Annotated in this window: 17 protein-coding genes; 16 read left to right on the top strand and 1 reads right to left on the bottom strand. The window is 25.4% G+C overall.

The window, feature by feature from the left end:
• Nucleotides 1–32: 32 nt before the first annotated feature.
• From NWE74_RS00305 to NWE74_RS00330, 6 genes are all read left to right on the top strand, one after another.
• Entirely contained in the window at nucleotides 33–389 is a 357-nt protein-coding gene (locus NWE74_RS00305; RefSeq protein ID WP_092722163.1) for a GntR family transcriptional regulator, read from the top strand.
• An 11-nt stretch (nucleotides 390–400) separates the two neighbouring features.
• Entirely contained in the window at nucleotides 401–1093 is a 693-nt protein-coding gene (locus tag NWE74_RS00310; RefSeq protein WP_258241262.1) for an ABC transporter ATP-binding protein, read from the top strand.
• A complete protein-coding gene (locus NWE74_RS00315; protein WP_258241263.1) occupies nucleotides 1086–1913 on the top strand; it encodes a hypothetical protein in 828 nt (275 codons plus the stop codon). The genes NWE74_RS00310 and NWE74_RS00315 overlap by 8 nt, the downstream gene beginning before the upstream one ends.
• A 15-nt stretch (nucleotides 1914–1928) precedes the next feature.
• Complete coding sequence (locus tag NWE74_RS00320; protein WP_258241264.1) at nucleotides 1929–3164, top strand: hypothetical protein; 1236 nt, start codon at nucleotides 1929–1931, stop codon at nucleotides 3162–3164.
• Nucleotides 3165–3206: 42 nt separating this feature from the next.
• Nucleotides 3207–3842: a VanZ family protein gene (locus tag NWE74_RS00325; RefSeq protein ID WP_258241265.1), complete on the top strand. Its 636-nt coding sequence runs from the start codon at nucleotides 3207–3209 to the stop codon at nucleotides 3840–3842.
• Between the two features lie 277 nt (nucleotides 3843–4119).
• The gene (locus tag NWE74_RS00330; RefSeq protein WP_258241266.1) at nucleotides 4120–6093 is read left to right on the top strand and encodes a sensor histidine kinase; all 1974 of its coding nucleotides are present in this window, start codon (nucleotides 4120–4122) and stop codon (nucleotides 6091–6093) included.
• Between the two features lie 166 nt (nucleotides 6094–6259).
• On the opposite strand, the gene NWE74_RS00335 is transcribed toward NWE74_RS00330, so the two are convergent.
• Nucleotides 6260–7132 (bottom strand): hypothetical protein, encoded by an 873-nt coding sequence (locus tag NWE74_RS00335; protein ID WP_258241267.1) that lies wholly within the window; start codon nucleotides 7130–7132, stop codon nucleotides 6260–6262.
• A gap of 147 nt (nucleotides 7133–7279) precedes the next feature.
• On the opposite strand from NWE74_RS00335, the gene NWE74_RS00340 reads away from it, so the two are divergent.
• From NWE74_RS00340 to NWE74_RS00385, 10 genes are all read left to right on the top strand, one after another.
• Nucleotides 7280–7933: a hypothetical protein gene (locus NWE74_RS00340; protein ID WP_258241268.1), complete on the top strand. Its 654-nt coding sequence runs from the start codon at nucleotides 7280–7282 to the stop codon at nucleotides 7931–7933.
• 81 nt (nucleotides 7934–8014) lie between these two features.
• The gene (locus tag NWE74_RS00345; protein ID WP_092722147.1) at nucleotides 8015–8215 is read left to right on the top strand and encodes a hypothetical protein; all 201 of its coding nucleotides are present in this window, start codon (nucleotides 8015–8017) and stop codon (nucleotides 8213–8215) included.
• 177 nt (nucleotides 8216–8392) lie between these two features.
• Nucleotides 8393–8518: a hypothetical protein gene (locus NWE74_RS00350; protein WP_258241269.1), complete on the top strand. Its 126-nt coding sequence runs from the start codon at nucleotides 8393–8395 to the stop codon at nucleotides 8516–8518.
• A gap of 22 nt (nucleotides 8519–8540) precedes the next feature.
• Complete coding sequence (locus NWE74_RS00355) at nucleotides 8541–9620, top strand: sensor histidine kinase (protein ID WP_258241270.1); 1080 nt, start codon at nucleotides 8541–8543, stop codon at nucleotides 9618–9620.
• 285 nt (nucleotides 9621–9905) lie between these two features.
• Nucleotides 9906–10274, top strand: a complete 369-nt coding sequence (locus tag NWE74_RS00360) for a GntR family transcriptional regulator (RefSeq protein WP_258241271.1) — start codon at nucleotides 9906–9908, stop codon at nucleotides 10272–10274.
• A complete protein-coding gene (locus NWE74_RS00365) occupies nucleotides 10274–10972 on the top strand; it encodes an ABC transporter ATP-binding protein (RefSeq protein WP_258241272.1) in 699 nt (232 codons plus the stop codon). The genes NWE74_RS00360 and NWE74_RS00365 overlap by 1 nt, the downstream gene beginning before the upstream one ends.
• Nucleotides 10966–11748, top strand: coding sequence for an ABC transporter permease (locus tag NWE74_RS00370; protein WP_258241273.1), 783 nt, complete (start codon nucleotides 10966–10968; stop codon nucleotides 11746–11748). The genes NWE74_RS00365 and NWE74_RS00370 overlap by 7 nt, the downstream gene beginning before the upstream one ends.
• A gap of 320 nt (nucleotides 11749–12068) precedes the next feature.
• Nucleotides 12069–12770, top strand: coding sequence for a response regulator transcription factor (locus NWE74_RS00375; RefSeq protein WP_258241274.1), 702 nt, complete (start codon nucleotides 12069–12071; stop codon nucleotides 12768–12770).
• A gap of 114 nt (nucleotides 12771–12884) precedes the next feature.
• Nucleotides 12885–14276 carry a metallophosphoesterase gene (locus NWE74_RS00380; protein ID WP_258241275.1) on the top strand — a complete coding sequence of 464 codons (1392 nt, stop codon included), beginning with the start codon at nucleotides 12885–12887 and terminating at the stop codon, nucleotides 14274–14276.
• Nucleotides 14277–14300: 24 nt separating this feature from the next.
• A complete protein-coding gene (locus NWE74_RS00385; RefSeq protein ID WP_258241276.1) occupies nucleotides 14301–15695 on the top strand; it encodes a metallophosphoesterase in 1395 nt (464 codons plus the stop codon).
• Nucleotides 15696–15706: the final 11 nt, after the last annotated feature.

Genomic DNA, 15706 nt, shown 5'->3' on the forward strand with positions numbered 1-15706 from the left:
CTTTAATAATACAGTGACACGGAGGTGTATATATGAATTTTATCGCAAATGATAGAGAACCAGTATATCTTCAAATTATAAGATATATGAGACAACAAATAGTAAAAGGAGAGCTTAAGCCAGGGGACCCTGTACCATCGAGAAGAGAGATGGCAGTAAGTATAAAGGTAAATCCAAATACTGTGCAAAAGGCATATAAGGAGATGGAAGAGATGGGAGTAATAAATACAGTTAGAACACATCAAAGTAAAATAACTACTGATGAAAAAATAATATCTAAAATAAGAAAAGATCTTATACATGAATCATTGGAATTATTTATATCAAATATGAAAGCAATAGATGTTGAAAAAGAAGAAATTATTAAAATCATAAAAGAGTCTTACTAGGAGGAAAAGTTATGATAGAAGTAAAAAATGTAAGTAAAAGATATAGAAAAGTCAAAGCACTTGATGATATATCATTTACTATTGAAGAAGGAAAAATAACATGCATATTAGGTATAAATGGTGTTGGAAAATCAACAATATTAAAAGCCATAAGTGGATTAGTTAGATTAGATAGTGGCGAAATACTTATAGACGGAGAAAAATTAACTTACAATACATATAATAAACTTGCTTTTGTACCAGATATAGATATACATTTTCCACAGATGACTATAAAAGAAAGCTTTGAATTTATGAAGGACTTTTATAAAAATTGGAATGAAGAAAAAGCATATGAAATGCTTAAAATGTTTGATTTAACTGATGACAGACGTATATGTAAACTATCAAAAGGAAACAAAGCAAGAGTTAAGATAATACTTGGATTTGCACAAGATGCAAAATATATTCTTTTAGATGAGCCTTTTTCAGGAATAGATATATTTAAAAGAGAAGAATTTATAGGAATTATGGCAAAATATATGAATGATGAGCAAAGTATAGTAATAACTACTCATGAAATTGCTGAAATTCAAATGATAGTAGATGATGTAATCCTAATAAATAATGGAAAACTAGTAGAAAAGTTCAATGCAGAAGAACTTCGTGAAAATAAAGGAATGTCTATAATTGACAAGATGAGGGAGGTTTATAAGGGTGAATAATATATTAAATTTATACGATATAGAATTAAAAAGAATATATAAATGGTATCTTGCACTATTATCAATTTTACTAGTTGGTAATATAGGTGTTGTTACAAAACATATTAGAAATATAATAATGACAGTTGCAAGTGATACAAAATCAAAAGAAAGCCTAGCTTTAATGAAACTTCAACAAGCAAAGAAATACTTATACGAGACACATATTTATAATATATATGAGTCAACAACCTTGTTATTAGGTTTAGCAGTTTTAATTTGTTTAGTGTATGCACTAATTATATGGTATAGAGATTTTGTAGGAAAAAATAAAACAGGATATACATTATTTATGTTACCAAACAATAAATTTAATGTTTATATAGCAAAAGCTATAACTATAGTAGTTATGATATTTGGAGTTATGCTAATGCAAATGTTATTTTGGGGAGTTGATATTTTAATATTAAAAATAGTAACAAGTATACCCATGAAAGAAATATTTGATCTTGCATTCAATACAAATGGTGTTATTAGAAATTTAACATTAATACAACCATATCTAATAGATTTTATAATGATAGATATAATAGGTGTTATACTTGCTGTTTTAGTAATATTTACAGCAGTTATGATTCAAAAGTCTTTCAAAATTAAAACAGTAGGAATAGCACTAGGAATTATATACGTATATGCATCAATAGTTATATTCTCATATATAGGTTCAATAACTCCATTCTCGGATAGAAATTTAATTGGACATATAATTTACTTTATAGGACTGTTTATAGTATCAGTAGGATTATCATATACACTTTTAAATAAAAAAGTATATATATAGAGGAGGGGATTTAGGATGAATAAAAAAGCATCAAAAATAGTATTAGTTACAACAGTAGGTCTTATGCTTTTAACAACTGTAAGCATAGGAATAAGTAATAAGGAAGATTATGAAGTTAAAGATATAAGTGGAAATAGAAGTGTTTTAGATAATGTAAATGTAGTATACCAAGAGCATAATGGATATTATAAAACATCAGAAGTAAAAATATCAAAAGATAATATAGATGTAAAAAAACATTCAAAAGATTCAGTAAGATCACTTCCACTTAAAAAAGAATATAGAGAAAATAGAGATATATTTAAATCAGTTAATGATAGTAAAAATATGTATAAGACAGAAAACAGCATAGGTGAGATACATGCATCAAAAGATTATAAGACTAGTGACTATGGAGAGCTATATGCAAATGTGACAAGTAGAGATTTAAAATCTAAAAAAGATAATTATTATGAAATACCTCTTAATTATAAATTTAAAAATAATAATGACAATAATTCAGTAAGTCAAACGATAGTATATAATAATGAATTATATGTATTAGTTGGAATAGATAAAAGTCCGGGGTACTTAGATGAAGAAGAAACAATTTCAATTAGCAAAGGTTGTTTAGCCAATATATATAAATTAGATTTAGAAAATAAATCATCGGAGCTTGTAGCAAGTAGAGTAGTAGCAGATAAAGAAGATCTAGCTTCACTAAGTGACATATCATTTAAATATGAAAATACACTTTATTTTATAAAAGAAAGTATAGATGATTCAAATAAAGATAATATGAAGAGAAAATTTGAATTAATGAGTTATGATTTTAAAAATAATAAGTTTAATTCAGAAAAAATGCCTTTTGATATGAAAGCTAATAATAATATAAGTAATTTTTATGTTGAGGGAGATAAGGTAATATTATTAACAAATGATATTGTTAATAAAAATAAATTATCTATGAAATTATCTACATTTGATTTAAAAAATAAAAAATGGATAAATCAAAATGAAGAATACAATATAAGTGTAGATGATAATAAAGATGGAATATCTATAACAAGCATGAGATATATAGATAATAAATTATATCTAATAATTGACTCTAGTGAGTATGCAGAGAAAACAGGACCAAGTGCTCCATTAAATAGACAATATTTATACGTTATAGACAAAAATACTAAGAAAAATTTATACTCAGGAATAATAAGAAATGACTCAACAACATATGTTTCACCAAACATATTAACAAATGATGAAATATAAATATATAGTTAAATAAAGTTTGTTTAACAAGGGGGCATTTAGATGCAAATATTAGGAAGGGATATTTTAATAAGCTTATTAATTGTTATCATCATAATGTATATAAGTTGCAAAAAAACCAAATTAAGCTCTACATATAAAATAGGAATTACACTGCTTTGTATAACTATGGTTATGGTATTTTCTCTAACAGGAGTTTCACCTATTAGTGGATTTAATACTACTATAAATATACATGATATAGAGATTATACCTTTTATTGGGATGATTGAAATGGTTAAAGGTGGGGGAACGCTTCATTCAATGATAAATATTTTAGGCAATATTATAATGTTTATGCCAATAGGATTTTTAGCACCAATATTATTTAATAAACTAGATAATTTAAAGTTAATTGCAATACTTGGATTTTGTATATCATTATTTATTGAATTTACGCAGTTGTTCTTAGTTAGAGCTACGGATATAGATGATTTAATACTTAATACTTTTGGTACAATACTAGGTTATCTAGTATTCAGTTGCTTAAAAAAATCAATTCCTGAGTTTAGAAAAAAAATAATTGGAAAGTCAAAAACTGTGCAAAATCAATTTATGTTGTTTGCGTGTATAATGATTCCGTATATAGTAATTGTTATGTTTGGTTTTTATGATAGATATATTTATTGTATTAGATAATTATAAAACAAAACTTAAATAAATAACAAAATAATTTTTAGGATATCAACAGATAATTTTGTTGAAATTTTAAGATAAAAAAGTATTTTAAATTTATATATTATAAATTTAAAATACTTTTTTTATAAAATAAATTTTCGGCAAAATACATTAACCATTAAAAAAATTAAAAAAATGTTAAATTAGTTTACAATATTTAAATTTCTTACTTAAAATGATATAATATTATCAAAATGAAAACGTATAATTTGTAAAATTATACGAGGGGGAATTTTATATGAAAAGTACAAAAGTAGGGGAAAGCTTTCGATTCATATTTGGAATTATAGTATTAATTATTAGCATTATAACAATCACCAATTATGTAATTGCGGATTCAAGAGATGAATCTAAACATGTTTTATATATCAGTTCATATAATCCAAATTTTGTGTCATTTGATGATCAAGTTAATAGAATAAAAAAAGAAATTGGTGACAATGTAGTACTACAAATTGAATACATGGATACAAAAACATTTTATAGTGAAAAAAATGAAGAAAATTTTTATAATTCAATAAAATATAAAATAAAAAATTATAAAAAATTTGATGTTGTTATATGCGGAGATGATAGAGCTTTAAATTTTTCATTAGAGCATAGGAATGAGTTATTTAAAGATATACCGATAGTATATTTAGGAGTAAGTGAAATTAAATTAGTAAGTAAAGCAAATGAAGAAAAGGATACTTACGGAGTTACAGAATTCCCATCTATAAAAGAAAATATAGACTTGATTAGTAAACTACATAGTGGAAAGAATATAATAGCTATAACTGATAATCCAACTGAAGTAGCCACTGAGATAAAGGAGTTTTATAACTATAAAAATGAATATAAAAGTCTTAATTTTGAACATATATCATTAGCAGAAATTACATATAAAGATTTTGAAAAACGTTTAATGAAATTAACGGATGATGATGTACTATTAGTTCTTTATGCATACAGAGATAAAGAGGGAAATGTATTGGGAATAGAAGCGTCATCAAAATTTATATTAGAGCATACTGATGTTCCTGTATACGGAGTTCTAGATTATCATGTAAAAGAAGGATTTATAGGAGGAAGAACTATTAGCCACATCAATCAAGGTGAAGAAGCAGGGAAAATGGTTAAATCTTTGCTTGAAGGTCAAAAGCCACAAAGGAAGATTGTAAATGGAGATGCTATAAATCACTATACATTTAATTATAACGCAATGAAAAAGCATAATATCAAAAAATGGGATATACCAAAAAAAAGTGAAATATATAATGATCCGATAGATGTATTAAAAGACTATAAAGAAGTTGTCATTGCAACCATTGTCTTATTAATAAGCCTTATAATAGTCATAATAGTACTTATAATGTATGTGATAAAAAGACTTCACTATGAAAAGGAACTAGTAAAAGCAAAGGAATTAGCTGAAAATACAAATAAAGCTCAAAATAATTTTATATCAAATATTAGTCATGAATTAAGAACACCTATAGCAGTTATAATGTCCTCGAATCAATTATTAGACTTGAATATAAGAAAAGAACAAAGCAATTATCTTGAAAGTAATATACAAAAAACTAGTATAATTAAACAAAATTGTAATAGATTGATTAGACTTACAAATAACATTATAGATATAGCAAAAATAGATTCTGGATTTATGGATTTAAAGACTAAAAATATAGATGTAGTATTTTTAATTGAAAGTATAGTAAATTCAGTTGTACCATATGCATCAACTAAAAACATAGATCTTATTTTTGATACTAATGAAGAAGAAGTAATAATGTCAGTTGATCCAGATAAAATAGAAAGAATAGTATTGAATTTAATGTCTAATGCTATTAAATTTTCAAAAGAAAATACAAATATATATGTGAATGTTCAAAAATCAAAAGAGATGCTTACATGTTCTGTAAAAGATACTGGTATAGGTATGGAACAAAAACATCTAGAAAATATATTTGAAAGATTTACTCAAATAGATGATATAATGGTAAGAAAAAGTGAAGGTAGTGGTATAGGACTATCTCTTGTTAAATCATTTGTAAATTTACATGGCGGAGAGATTAAAGTTAAATCTAGTGTTGGAGAAGGTAGTGAATTTATAGTACAGTTACCAATAAAATTAGATGAAAATAGCGAATTAGAAAGTAAATATGAAGTAAGTAATATGGATGCTGTGGTTTTAAAAACTAGCGTGGAGTTTTCTGATATTTATTTCTAGACTTATAAATAAAAAAATCAATTTGCTTAAGTAACTACATGGGCGCTACACTTTATATTACAAATTACTTTGCATGTTGATTAAAACATATAATAATATTAAAAAAAAGAGTGTATTATATAATAAAAAAATTCATTTTAATACACTTTTTTTTAATAGTTTAATTTTAAACAGATTTATTATATTTAACTAAATCTTTAATAATTTTATTTTGCTCTTTTACATTTTTACTACATTTCCAAAGTGAGATACCATCTTTTGTATCCTTGTAATAAGATAAATTAATATCACCTGTATTACAACTTTTTAGTAAAATATTTATACATTTATTAGATTTAAGGTCATAATCTATATATAATTTTAGGTCATTAATTTCGTATAAGTAAGTAGCACGATTATCATTATTATTACCATTTTTTATTTTTTTTAATTTTTTATTATTAAGTAGAAGTTCTATATCTGAAATTGATATTTTAGTATCATTTTCGATAGTACGAGCAATATTAAAATAAACCTCATATAAATAGTTTACATCCTTTAGCTTATTAACTACCTCAAAACACTGCTCTTGCTCATCTAGAGATCTAAGATTAAGCGACAAATCAAGTTTCCAATCATTAGTATTTAATTTTGAATATGATGTATTTAAGTAATTATTATCCCCTTTGTTTACATTATAAGAAATAGAATCGATTTTATCTAAAGTTTTTGTATTTGTATCTATATAAGATACTACAAGAAATTCATCTTTATTAGTGAATTCAAAATTATTAGTTGAGTAAGTTAAGTTTGAATTGTTTTTAGTGCTATCAATTAGAGCGACGCTACCTGGAATATTTTCAACTTTTGTATCTGGAATTAAATCATTAAGTTCATTAGAAAGAATGTTTTCTCCTCTTACATCTTTGTGAATAAGATTAAAATAAGATTCTTGAAGCAAGCTTAAATCTTTATTTTTAAAATTTAAAGCTACAGCAGAACCCATTATAACTATGCAGCTAATACAAATTAGTACATAGAATTTTTTATTGCCTTTCAATTTGATGCCCCCCATTTTATATTGATATTTAAACTATAATGCTACTTATTTAACTACAATATATAATATACTAAAATTTAAAGAAAATCGAATTCAAATCGGTTACAATTATATTAATAATTAAAAATGTCAGGGGGAACGATTTTAATGGATGAAAAATATATTGGAGTAATTATTAAAAATCAAGACGATAAAATATTATTATACAAAAATAATTACTACATAAAAATTAAAGTACAAGAAGATGAAGACATAAGTTTAGCAATAAAAAATGCTCTTAAAAAAAATGTAAACCAAGAAGCATATAGGATGGTTAGATATTATGATAAAGCTATAAAAAATGAAAAAAGAATAATTGATAAAGAGGACAATATAAAAATGTATGTAGTTGAAGTGATATCTTACGATGAAAAATTAAAATTTATTAAATCACAAGAACTATTAAATCACCTAAAAAAATCACCAAGCAAAACTTTCTATGAATTGATATTTGTAAAGTATAAGCCGTACAAAGAATTAGCAGAAGCTTTACTCGCTATGATTATGATATTTTTAAGTACTATTATGATGATTAGTATAAAATATTTAGGATTAAACAACTTTATGTTTAAATTGCCACTTATACTTCAATTATTACTATTAGTAGTTATATTTGTAAGTGTGTTTAAATATTTAACACCATTATTAGTAAAAGTATTTATGAGAAAAAATATAGATATTAGAAAAAGTAGTACTATAAAGAGTATAACTACAGTAATAAGTATAGTAATGATGATGGGGGTAGCTACAGGGTTAATATAAGACATATTTCAAAAATATCTATTAATATAGAATAATTAAAATGAATAGTTATAAATAAAAATAAATATAGAGGTGGTAAAAATGATAAAAAAGATAGGGCTTATAAAAGAAATTGCTAGTAAAATAGGCAAAAAGAAAGCATATGAATTACTTGATATGGTAGAGGGGAATCAGCCTTTCGTAGCAGAAGTAAAAATAAAAAAATCTGGAATAAAATCTAAAAAAGAAGAAATAACATTAAAAGAAAATCAAAAGATAATACTTGAATACATAGAAGATTAAAATGAAATAATAGTTTTTAAGAAGGATTTGTTAATATATAAGTTAGCAAATCCTTTATATTATAGTCTAATTTTGTAACGAAGATCTAACAAAATTAGACTATAATATAAATTGAAAAATAATGTATAGAAATGGAAGTACAATATGAATATATTAATAGCAGATGATGAAGTGATCATGATAAAAAAGAAAAGTAACACAAAGGTTCTTATGTTAACTGCTAAAAGTCAAATAGAAGATGAAATTAATGCTTTAAGTTGTGGTGCAGACGAATATGTAAGTAAGCGAAAATTTATCACATGAATTTTGGAAAAAAGGAATAAGTTTGAAAAAGTTTTGGATATCAAAGGATTCACTGTACAAACTTAATAATCAAAGTGTAAATAAGATATACAACCAGGGAAAATCAAAGTACAGTTTATTAGTCAAATTTATAAAAAAAGATGATTATATTTTTGCAATAGGAACTATCATAGAACACTCACAAGAAACTATAGAAATTATAAATAGATTTAATATAATTATGAGTGCATTTTCTGTAATATTAATATCTATATTAACTTTTATATTATCTAATAAAATAATAAAGCCAATAGAAAAATTAAAATTACTATCTAATGATATATCAAAGCTAAAATTTAGAACAGAAGAAATAAAAACCAATGATGAGATAGAAGAACTATCCCAAAGTATAAATAAAATGAGCATAAACTTAGAAAAAGCTCATAATGAACTTAATAACAGAAATGAAAGTTTAAAACAATTTATATCTGATGCATCTCATGAGATGAAAACACCAGTAGCACTTATAAAAGCATATGCTATAGGGATTCAAGATGGAATAGACGATGGTACATTTATAGATACAGTAATTGAACAAAGTGAACATTTAACAGATCTTATAAATACATTACTTTATTGGTCTAAGTATGAAAAGAAAGAATTTAATATGAGTAATTTTGACTTAAAGGAAAAATTAATTCATTGTATTAAAAAGTATGAAATTCTTATAGAGGAAAGAGATATAAAATTAAATGTAAAAATAGATAATGATAATTTTATGATAAATGCTGATGAAAATAGCATAGAAATAGTCCTAAATAACTTAATAAGTAATGCAATAAAATACAATAGTAACAATAAGATAAACATATTTTTATTAAAAGATAATGATGAAATATTTGTGTCTGTAAAAAATGGAATAAACAATATAAACAAAGAAGAAATAGATAATATCTGGAAGCCGTTTTATGTACTTGAAAGCTCAAGAAGTAAGGAATTATCAGGAACAGGGCTAGGGCTTAGTATAGTAAAAGAAATATTAGAAGCTCATAAGTTTGAATATGGAGTAGATGTAAATGATGAAAATATAGAATTTTTCTTTATAGTTAAAAAAATACTTTAAAATAAAAATAGAAACCAAATACATAAAGTAATAAAGAGAGTGTCTCAAAATGATTTTCTTAAATCGTTAAAAGGGACACTTTCTTTTTTATATATTAATGTAAAATAATATTATTTTTTGCATAACAAAAACAAGATTTGAAAATCTCTTTATTTATTTTGAGACAGCTACTTATTGGATTAAAGTTTAATTAATCTATTGTATTTTAAAAAGATGTTTGACAAACTTAATCCAAAGTTGTATCATTGTATTAAGTGATTAGTACAATAATACGGAGGTGTTAAAATGGCATTTGAGTTTAATGATAATAAACCTATATATATTCAAATAGTAGATATTCTAAAGATTAAAATAATATCGGGAGAATTAGAGGCAGGGTCAAAACTAAAGTCTGTAAGAGACTTAGCTTTAGATTTTGAGGTAAACCCAAACACAATGCAAAGGGCTTTATCAGAATTAGAAAGAGAAAACTTAATGTATAGTCAAAGGACGAGTGGTAGATTTGTAACAGATGATATAGATACGATAGTACATTTAAGAGAAGAAATGGCACGAATAGAAATAGCTGAATTATATAGTATGCTTATAAAATTGGGCTATAAGAAAGAAGAATTAACACAAATAATATTAAGAAATTTAAAGGAGATGGAGTAATGGAAAACATCGTAGAAATAAAAAACCTTAATAAAAGGTACGCAAAAAAAGAAGTTATAAAAAATATGAATTTGAATATCCCAAAAGGTAAAATAGTAGGATTACTTGGGCCTAATGGAAGTGGAAAGAGCACACTAATAAAATTAATGAATGGACTACTGCATCAAAATAGCGGAGAAATATTGATAAATGGAATAAGTCCATCAATAGAAACTAAAAAAATAGTATCTTATTTACCTGAAAGAACATACTTAAATGATTGGATGAAAGTTAAAGATTTACTGGAGTTCTTTAAAGATTTTTATGATGATTTTGATATAAATAAGGCTAATAGCATGATAGATAGTCTTAAGATAGATGTAAATGAAAAATTAAAAACTATGTCTAAGGGAACCAAAGAAAAAGTTCAATTAATATTAGTTATGTCTAGAAAGGCTAGTTTGTATATACTTGATGAGCCAATAGGAGGAGTGGATCCTGCTGCTAGAAGTTATATATTAAAAACTATACTCTCAAACTACTGTCAAGGAAGTACATTACTTATTGCAACACACTTGATAAGCGAAATAGAGAGCATATGTGATGATGTAATATTTATATCTAAAGGAGATATTGTATTACAAGGCAATGTAGATGAGATAAGAGAAGAAAAAGGGAAATCTATAGATTCTTTATTTAGGGAGGAATTCAGATGTTAAGTAAACTACTAAAATATGAGTTAAAATCAACTGCAAGAATATTTTTACCACTTTATGTTACATTATTGATAGTTGCAACTATTAATGGATTATTTATAAATTCTGAAATATTTAATGCACAAGGATTACTAATGATGATATTTGGAGCATTACTCATAGCTTTATTTGTTATAACCGTAATAGTTTTAATTCAAAGATTTAGTAAAAATTTATTGGGAGATGAAGGTTATTTAATGTTTACTCTGCCTGTAAAATCTTCTTCAATACTTATATCTAAGTATTTAGTGACTATTTTATGGACTGTGCTTAGTGGATTTGTATCAGTGATTGCATTCTTATTAATAATATTAATATCTTCATGTATTAGTGGTGGTATTAATATATCAGAATATATGCAAATATTAAGTGAATTTATGAAAACTATATTTTCTAGTGAGTACTTATCTTCTGCTACAAATATAATGTTAGTTATATTTATTAGCTATTCAACATTTGTTTTTACTGTATACTTAGCTCTTTCTATGGGGCAGTTACCAGCATTTAATAAGCATAGAAACCTGGCATCTATTGCTAGCTTTATAGGTATAAATATTATTTTTTCTTTTATAAAGAATGCAATTATAATGATGTTGGTTAAAGCTCATGTTGAAAACATGCAAATATATGGATTAAGTGGAATGATTGGGAATTTTAGGACATTCATGAACATTATTTTACTTATAGTGCTATTCTTTGGAACTAGGTTTATATTAGATAAGAAATTAAATTTAGAGTAAGTATAATAATTAGATGATGAAATAAAACATAATATGCACTAGATGTAAATAATAAAGAAAAAGCTAATCTAAATGTTGAGATTAGCTTTTTTTGAGTATCAAATAAATCTAAAAAAATTGAAAGACTTATGTAAGGCAATTAAATAGTAATAAAAAGTTTATTAAAAATCGTAAGAAATTCGTAAGAATTATATCAGAGTTTTGTAATATTTATACTTTATTATATAAGTATAGATAAGCAAAAGTACAAAAATTAGAAAAGAGGTGACTTATATTGTATAATATATATGGAAAAAGAAGGAAAGTAGGTAAAAAAAGGGATGTACAATATATTAGTAGTGGATGACGACCAACAAATCGTAGAAGCAATAGAGATTTATTTAAAAAATGAAGGATATAAGGTATTTAAAGCTTATGATGGCATGGAGGCACTAGAAATTCTAGTACACCAAGAAATACATTTAATACTTATGGATATAATGATGCCAAAGCTAGATGGAATGAAAGCCACAATAAAAATAAGAGAAAGTAAAAACATACCAATAATAATATTATCTGCAAAAAGTGAAGATGTAGATAAAATAATGGGTCTTAACGTAGGGGCAGATGATTATATAACAAAGCCTTTCAACTTATTAGAGCTTATCGCAAGAGTAAAATCAAATCTAAGAAGATATGTAACTCTAGGAAATTATCAAGATCAGCCAGTATCCTGTAAAAAAACATTAAGTAGCGGAGGATTAGAACTAGATTCAGATACTAAAGAAGTCAGAGTAGATGGAGAAAATGTTAAAGTAACTCCTATAGAATATAAAATTTTAAAGCTTCTACTTGAAAATAAGGGGAGAGTATTTTCAATAGATGAGATATATGAAAATGTATGGAACGAAGAGAGTTTTAAAGCTGAAAATACAGTAGCAGTGCATATAAGAAGGATAAGAGAAAAAATAGAAATAAATCCAAAAGAACCTAAATATTTAAAAGTAGTATGGGGAATTGGATATAAAATTGAGAAATTATAATAATTTATTTAAGTTATGAAAAATTATATATATTTTAATGTATTAATACTTAAATTTTATATTTCGCAAAAACGTGAAAGTTAAAAGAATATCAAGTGATATAAGGGGAGTTTTATGAATAGAAAAGCAATAATGGCAATTATAGGAATATCAACACTATTAGTATCAGGATGTAGTTCGACTAATACAACAGAAATAAATGTATTAGCAACAACAGATTTACATGGTAGTATTCCATATGAATTAGGTGAATATGCAAAAAACGAATTAAAAAAAGAAGAAAATGTAGCACTAGTAGATGCTGGAGATTTCATAGATAGATATGATAGGGGTGCTATGGATAAATATTTTGAATTAAAATATGAGGATGAGCATAATAATAAACAGATTCATAGAGAGGTACCTCTAGCAAAAGATATGAAAGAAATAGGATATGACGCTGTAGTGCTTGGAAATCATGAATTTATATCAGGTAATAAATTTTATTTAGATGGTATAGTATCAGATTTTAATAAACAAGGAGTAGATGTATTATCTGCAAATACATACAATAAAAATGGATCAAATTACGTAAAGCCCTATGTCATAAAGAAAGTAAAAACTTCTGATGGTGAAGTTAATCTAGGAATATTAGGACTTACAATAAAAGAAGTGGGAAGAGATTGGTATTGGGATAAAAATTGGAATAGAGTAGAAGCAAAATCAATAGAATTAAAAGACCAACCAGGGTTTGAAGATTTATATATGAAGGACTTAGTAGAAGACGCTAAAACATATGTAAAAGAAATGAAAAAAGATGGAGCAGATGTAATAGTTGCAGTAGCACATACTGGAGAAAAGCCTAAAAATCCAAAACACCCAGGAAATAGAATACAAGATTTAGCTACACAAGTAGATGGAATAGATGCAATAGTAGCAGGTCATAACCATGAACAAATAAAACAACATGATTATACAAATAAATCAGGTGAAAAAGTAATAGTGACTGAACCTGGTAAACGTGGAGAGTGTATCTCTAAAATAAATTTTAAACTAGAAAAAGACGAAGACAAGTGGAAAATTGTAGAAAAATCAAGCGATTTAAAACAAATTGAGCAACCTCCTTTGAGTGAAAATTTTGATGAATTTTTTAACGGGTTCCGCGATATAGATGAAGATGTTAAAGAAATAAATTTAGAAAAAATAATATCCTTTAAATGGGATAAAGCATATTACTTTAAAACTCCAATAAATAAATCAGAAATATACGAAAAAGTAGGATACAAATATAACAGTCTTTCAGATATTGTAGATGAGAATATGCTACAAATAGTATTTATGGAAGGTGAAAAAGTAGTTTGTCATATATGCATTGATAAGAATCTATTTAAATTTGATATTAAATTTGATGAATCAGACTATGAAGGTAATACAGTAACTATTTACCCAAATAAAAATGATAAATTTAAAGTGCAAATGAAAATGAATAAAGGATATCAGAGTATATACTTAACTCATACAAAATAGCAATAAAATATAAGGGGAAGCTTTATGAAAAGAAAAATAATAATATCAATATTAGGGATATCAACACTATTAGTATCAGGATGTAGTTCGACTAAGACAACAGAAATAAATGTATTAGCAACAACAGACTTACATGGGAGTATACCATATGAGTTATCTGAATATGCAAAAAATGAGTTGAAAAAAGAAGAAAATGTAGCCCTAGTAGACGCTGGAGATTTTTTAGATGGAGATTATGGCGGGGCTATGGACAAATACTTTGATTTGAAACGCAAGGATTATGAAAATAATGAACAAATTTATAGAGAAATGCCTTTAGCAAAAGATATGAAAGAAGTAGGATATGATGCTGTAGTACTTGGAAATCATGAATTTGTATCAAGTGATAAATTTGATTTAGATAATATAGTATCAGATTTTAATAAACAAGGAGTAGATGTATTATCTGCAAATACATACAATAAAGATGGATCAAATTATGTAAAGCCATATATTATAAAAAAAGTAAAAACTCCTGAGGGAGAAGTTAATCTAGGTATATTAGGACTTACAATAAAAGAAGTAGGAGAAAGTAAGGATTGGGATGAAGAAAGTGGAAAACTTGTAGATGCAAAATCACGAGAACTAAAAGACCAGCCAGGATTTGAGGATTTGTATATGAATGACTTAGTAGAAGATGCTAAAACATATGTAAAAGACATGAAAAAAGATGGTGCTGATGTAATAGTTGCGGTAGCACATACAGGAGAAAGACCTAAAAAGCCAAAGCACCCAGGAAATAGGATACAGGATTTAGCTACACAAGTAGAGGGGATAGATGCAATAGTTGCAGGTCACAATCATGTACAAATAAAACAACATGATTATACAAATAAAGCTGGAGAAAAAGTAATAGTTACAGAACCTGGTAAACATGGAGAATGTATTTCTAAAATAAATTTCAAATTAGAAAAAGACAAAGATAGTTGGAATGTTGTAGATAAATCAAGTTATTTAAAACAAATTGAGCAACCTCCTTATGATAAAAATCTAGACGCATTTTTTAAGGGAATAGAAAATGTAGATGAAAAAAATGAAGAAGTAAACTTAGGAAAAATAATACCATTTAAATGGGATAAGGCATATTTCTTCAAAGCACCAATAAAAAAAGAAGAAATATATAATAAAGTTGGATATAAATGGAAAGATATTACAGCTGCTGAAAATGAAAATAGGATGCTAATGGCATTTATGGATGATAAAAAAGTAGTTTGTTATTTATATTTTGATATGGAATCAATGGGGATGTATGTGAAATTTGATGAATCAGAATTTAAAGATAATGTAGCAACTATTTATCCAAGTAAAAATGATAAGTTTAAGATAAAAATAAATAAAGAAGATTTTAGTATTTATCTAACACATATAAAAAATCAATAAAATATAAGGGG

The organism is Romboutsia lituseburensis (genome assembly GCF_024723825.1).
GTDB classification, from domain to species: domain Bacteria; phylum Bacillota; class Clostridia; order Peptostreptococcales; family Peptostreptococcaceae; genus Romboutsia_F; species Romboutsia_F lituseburensis_A.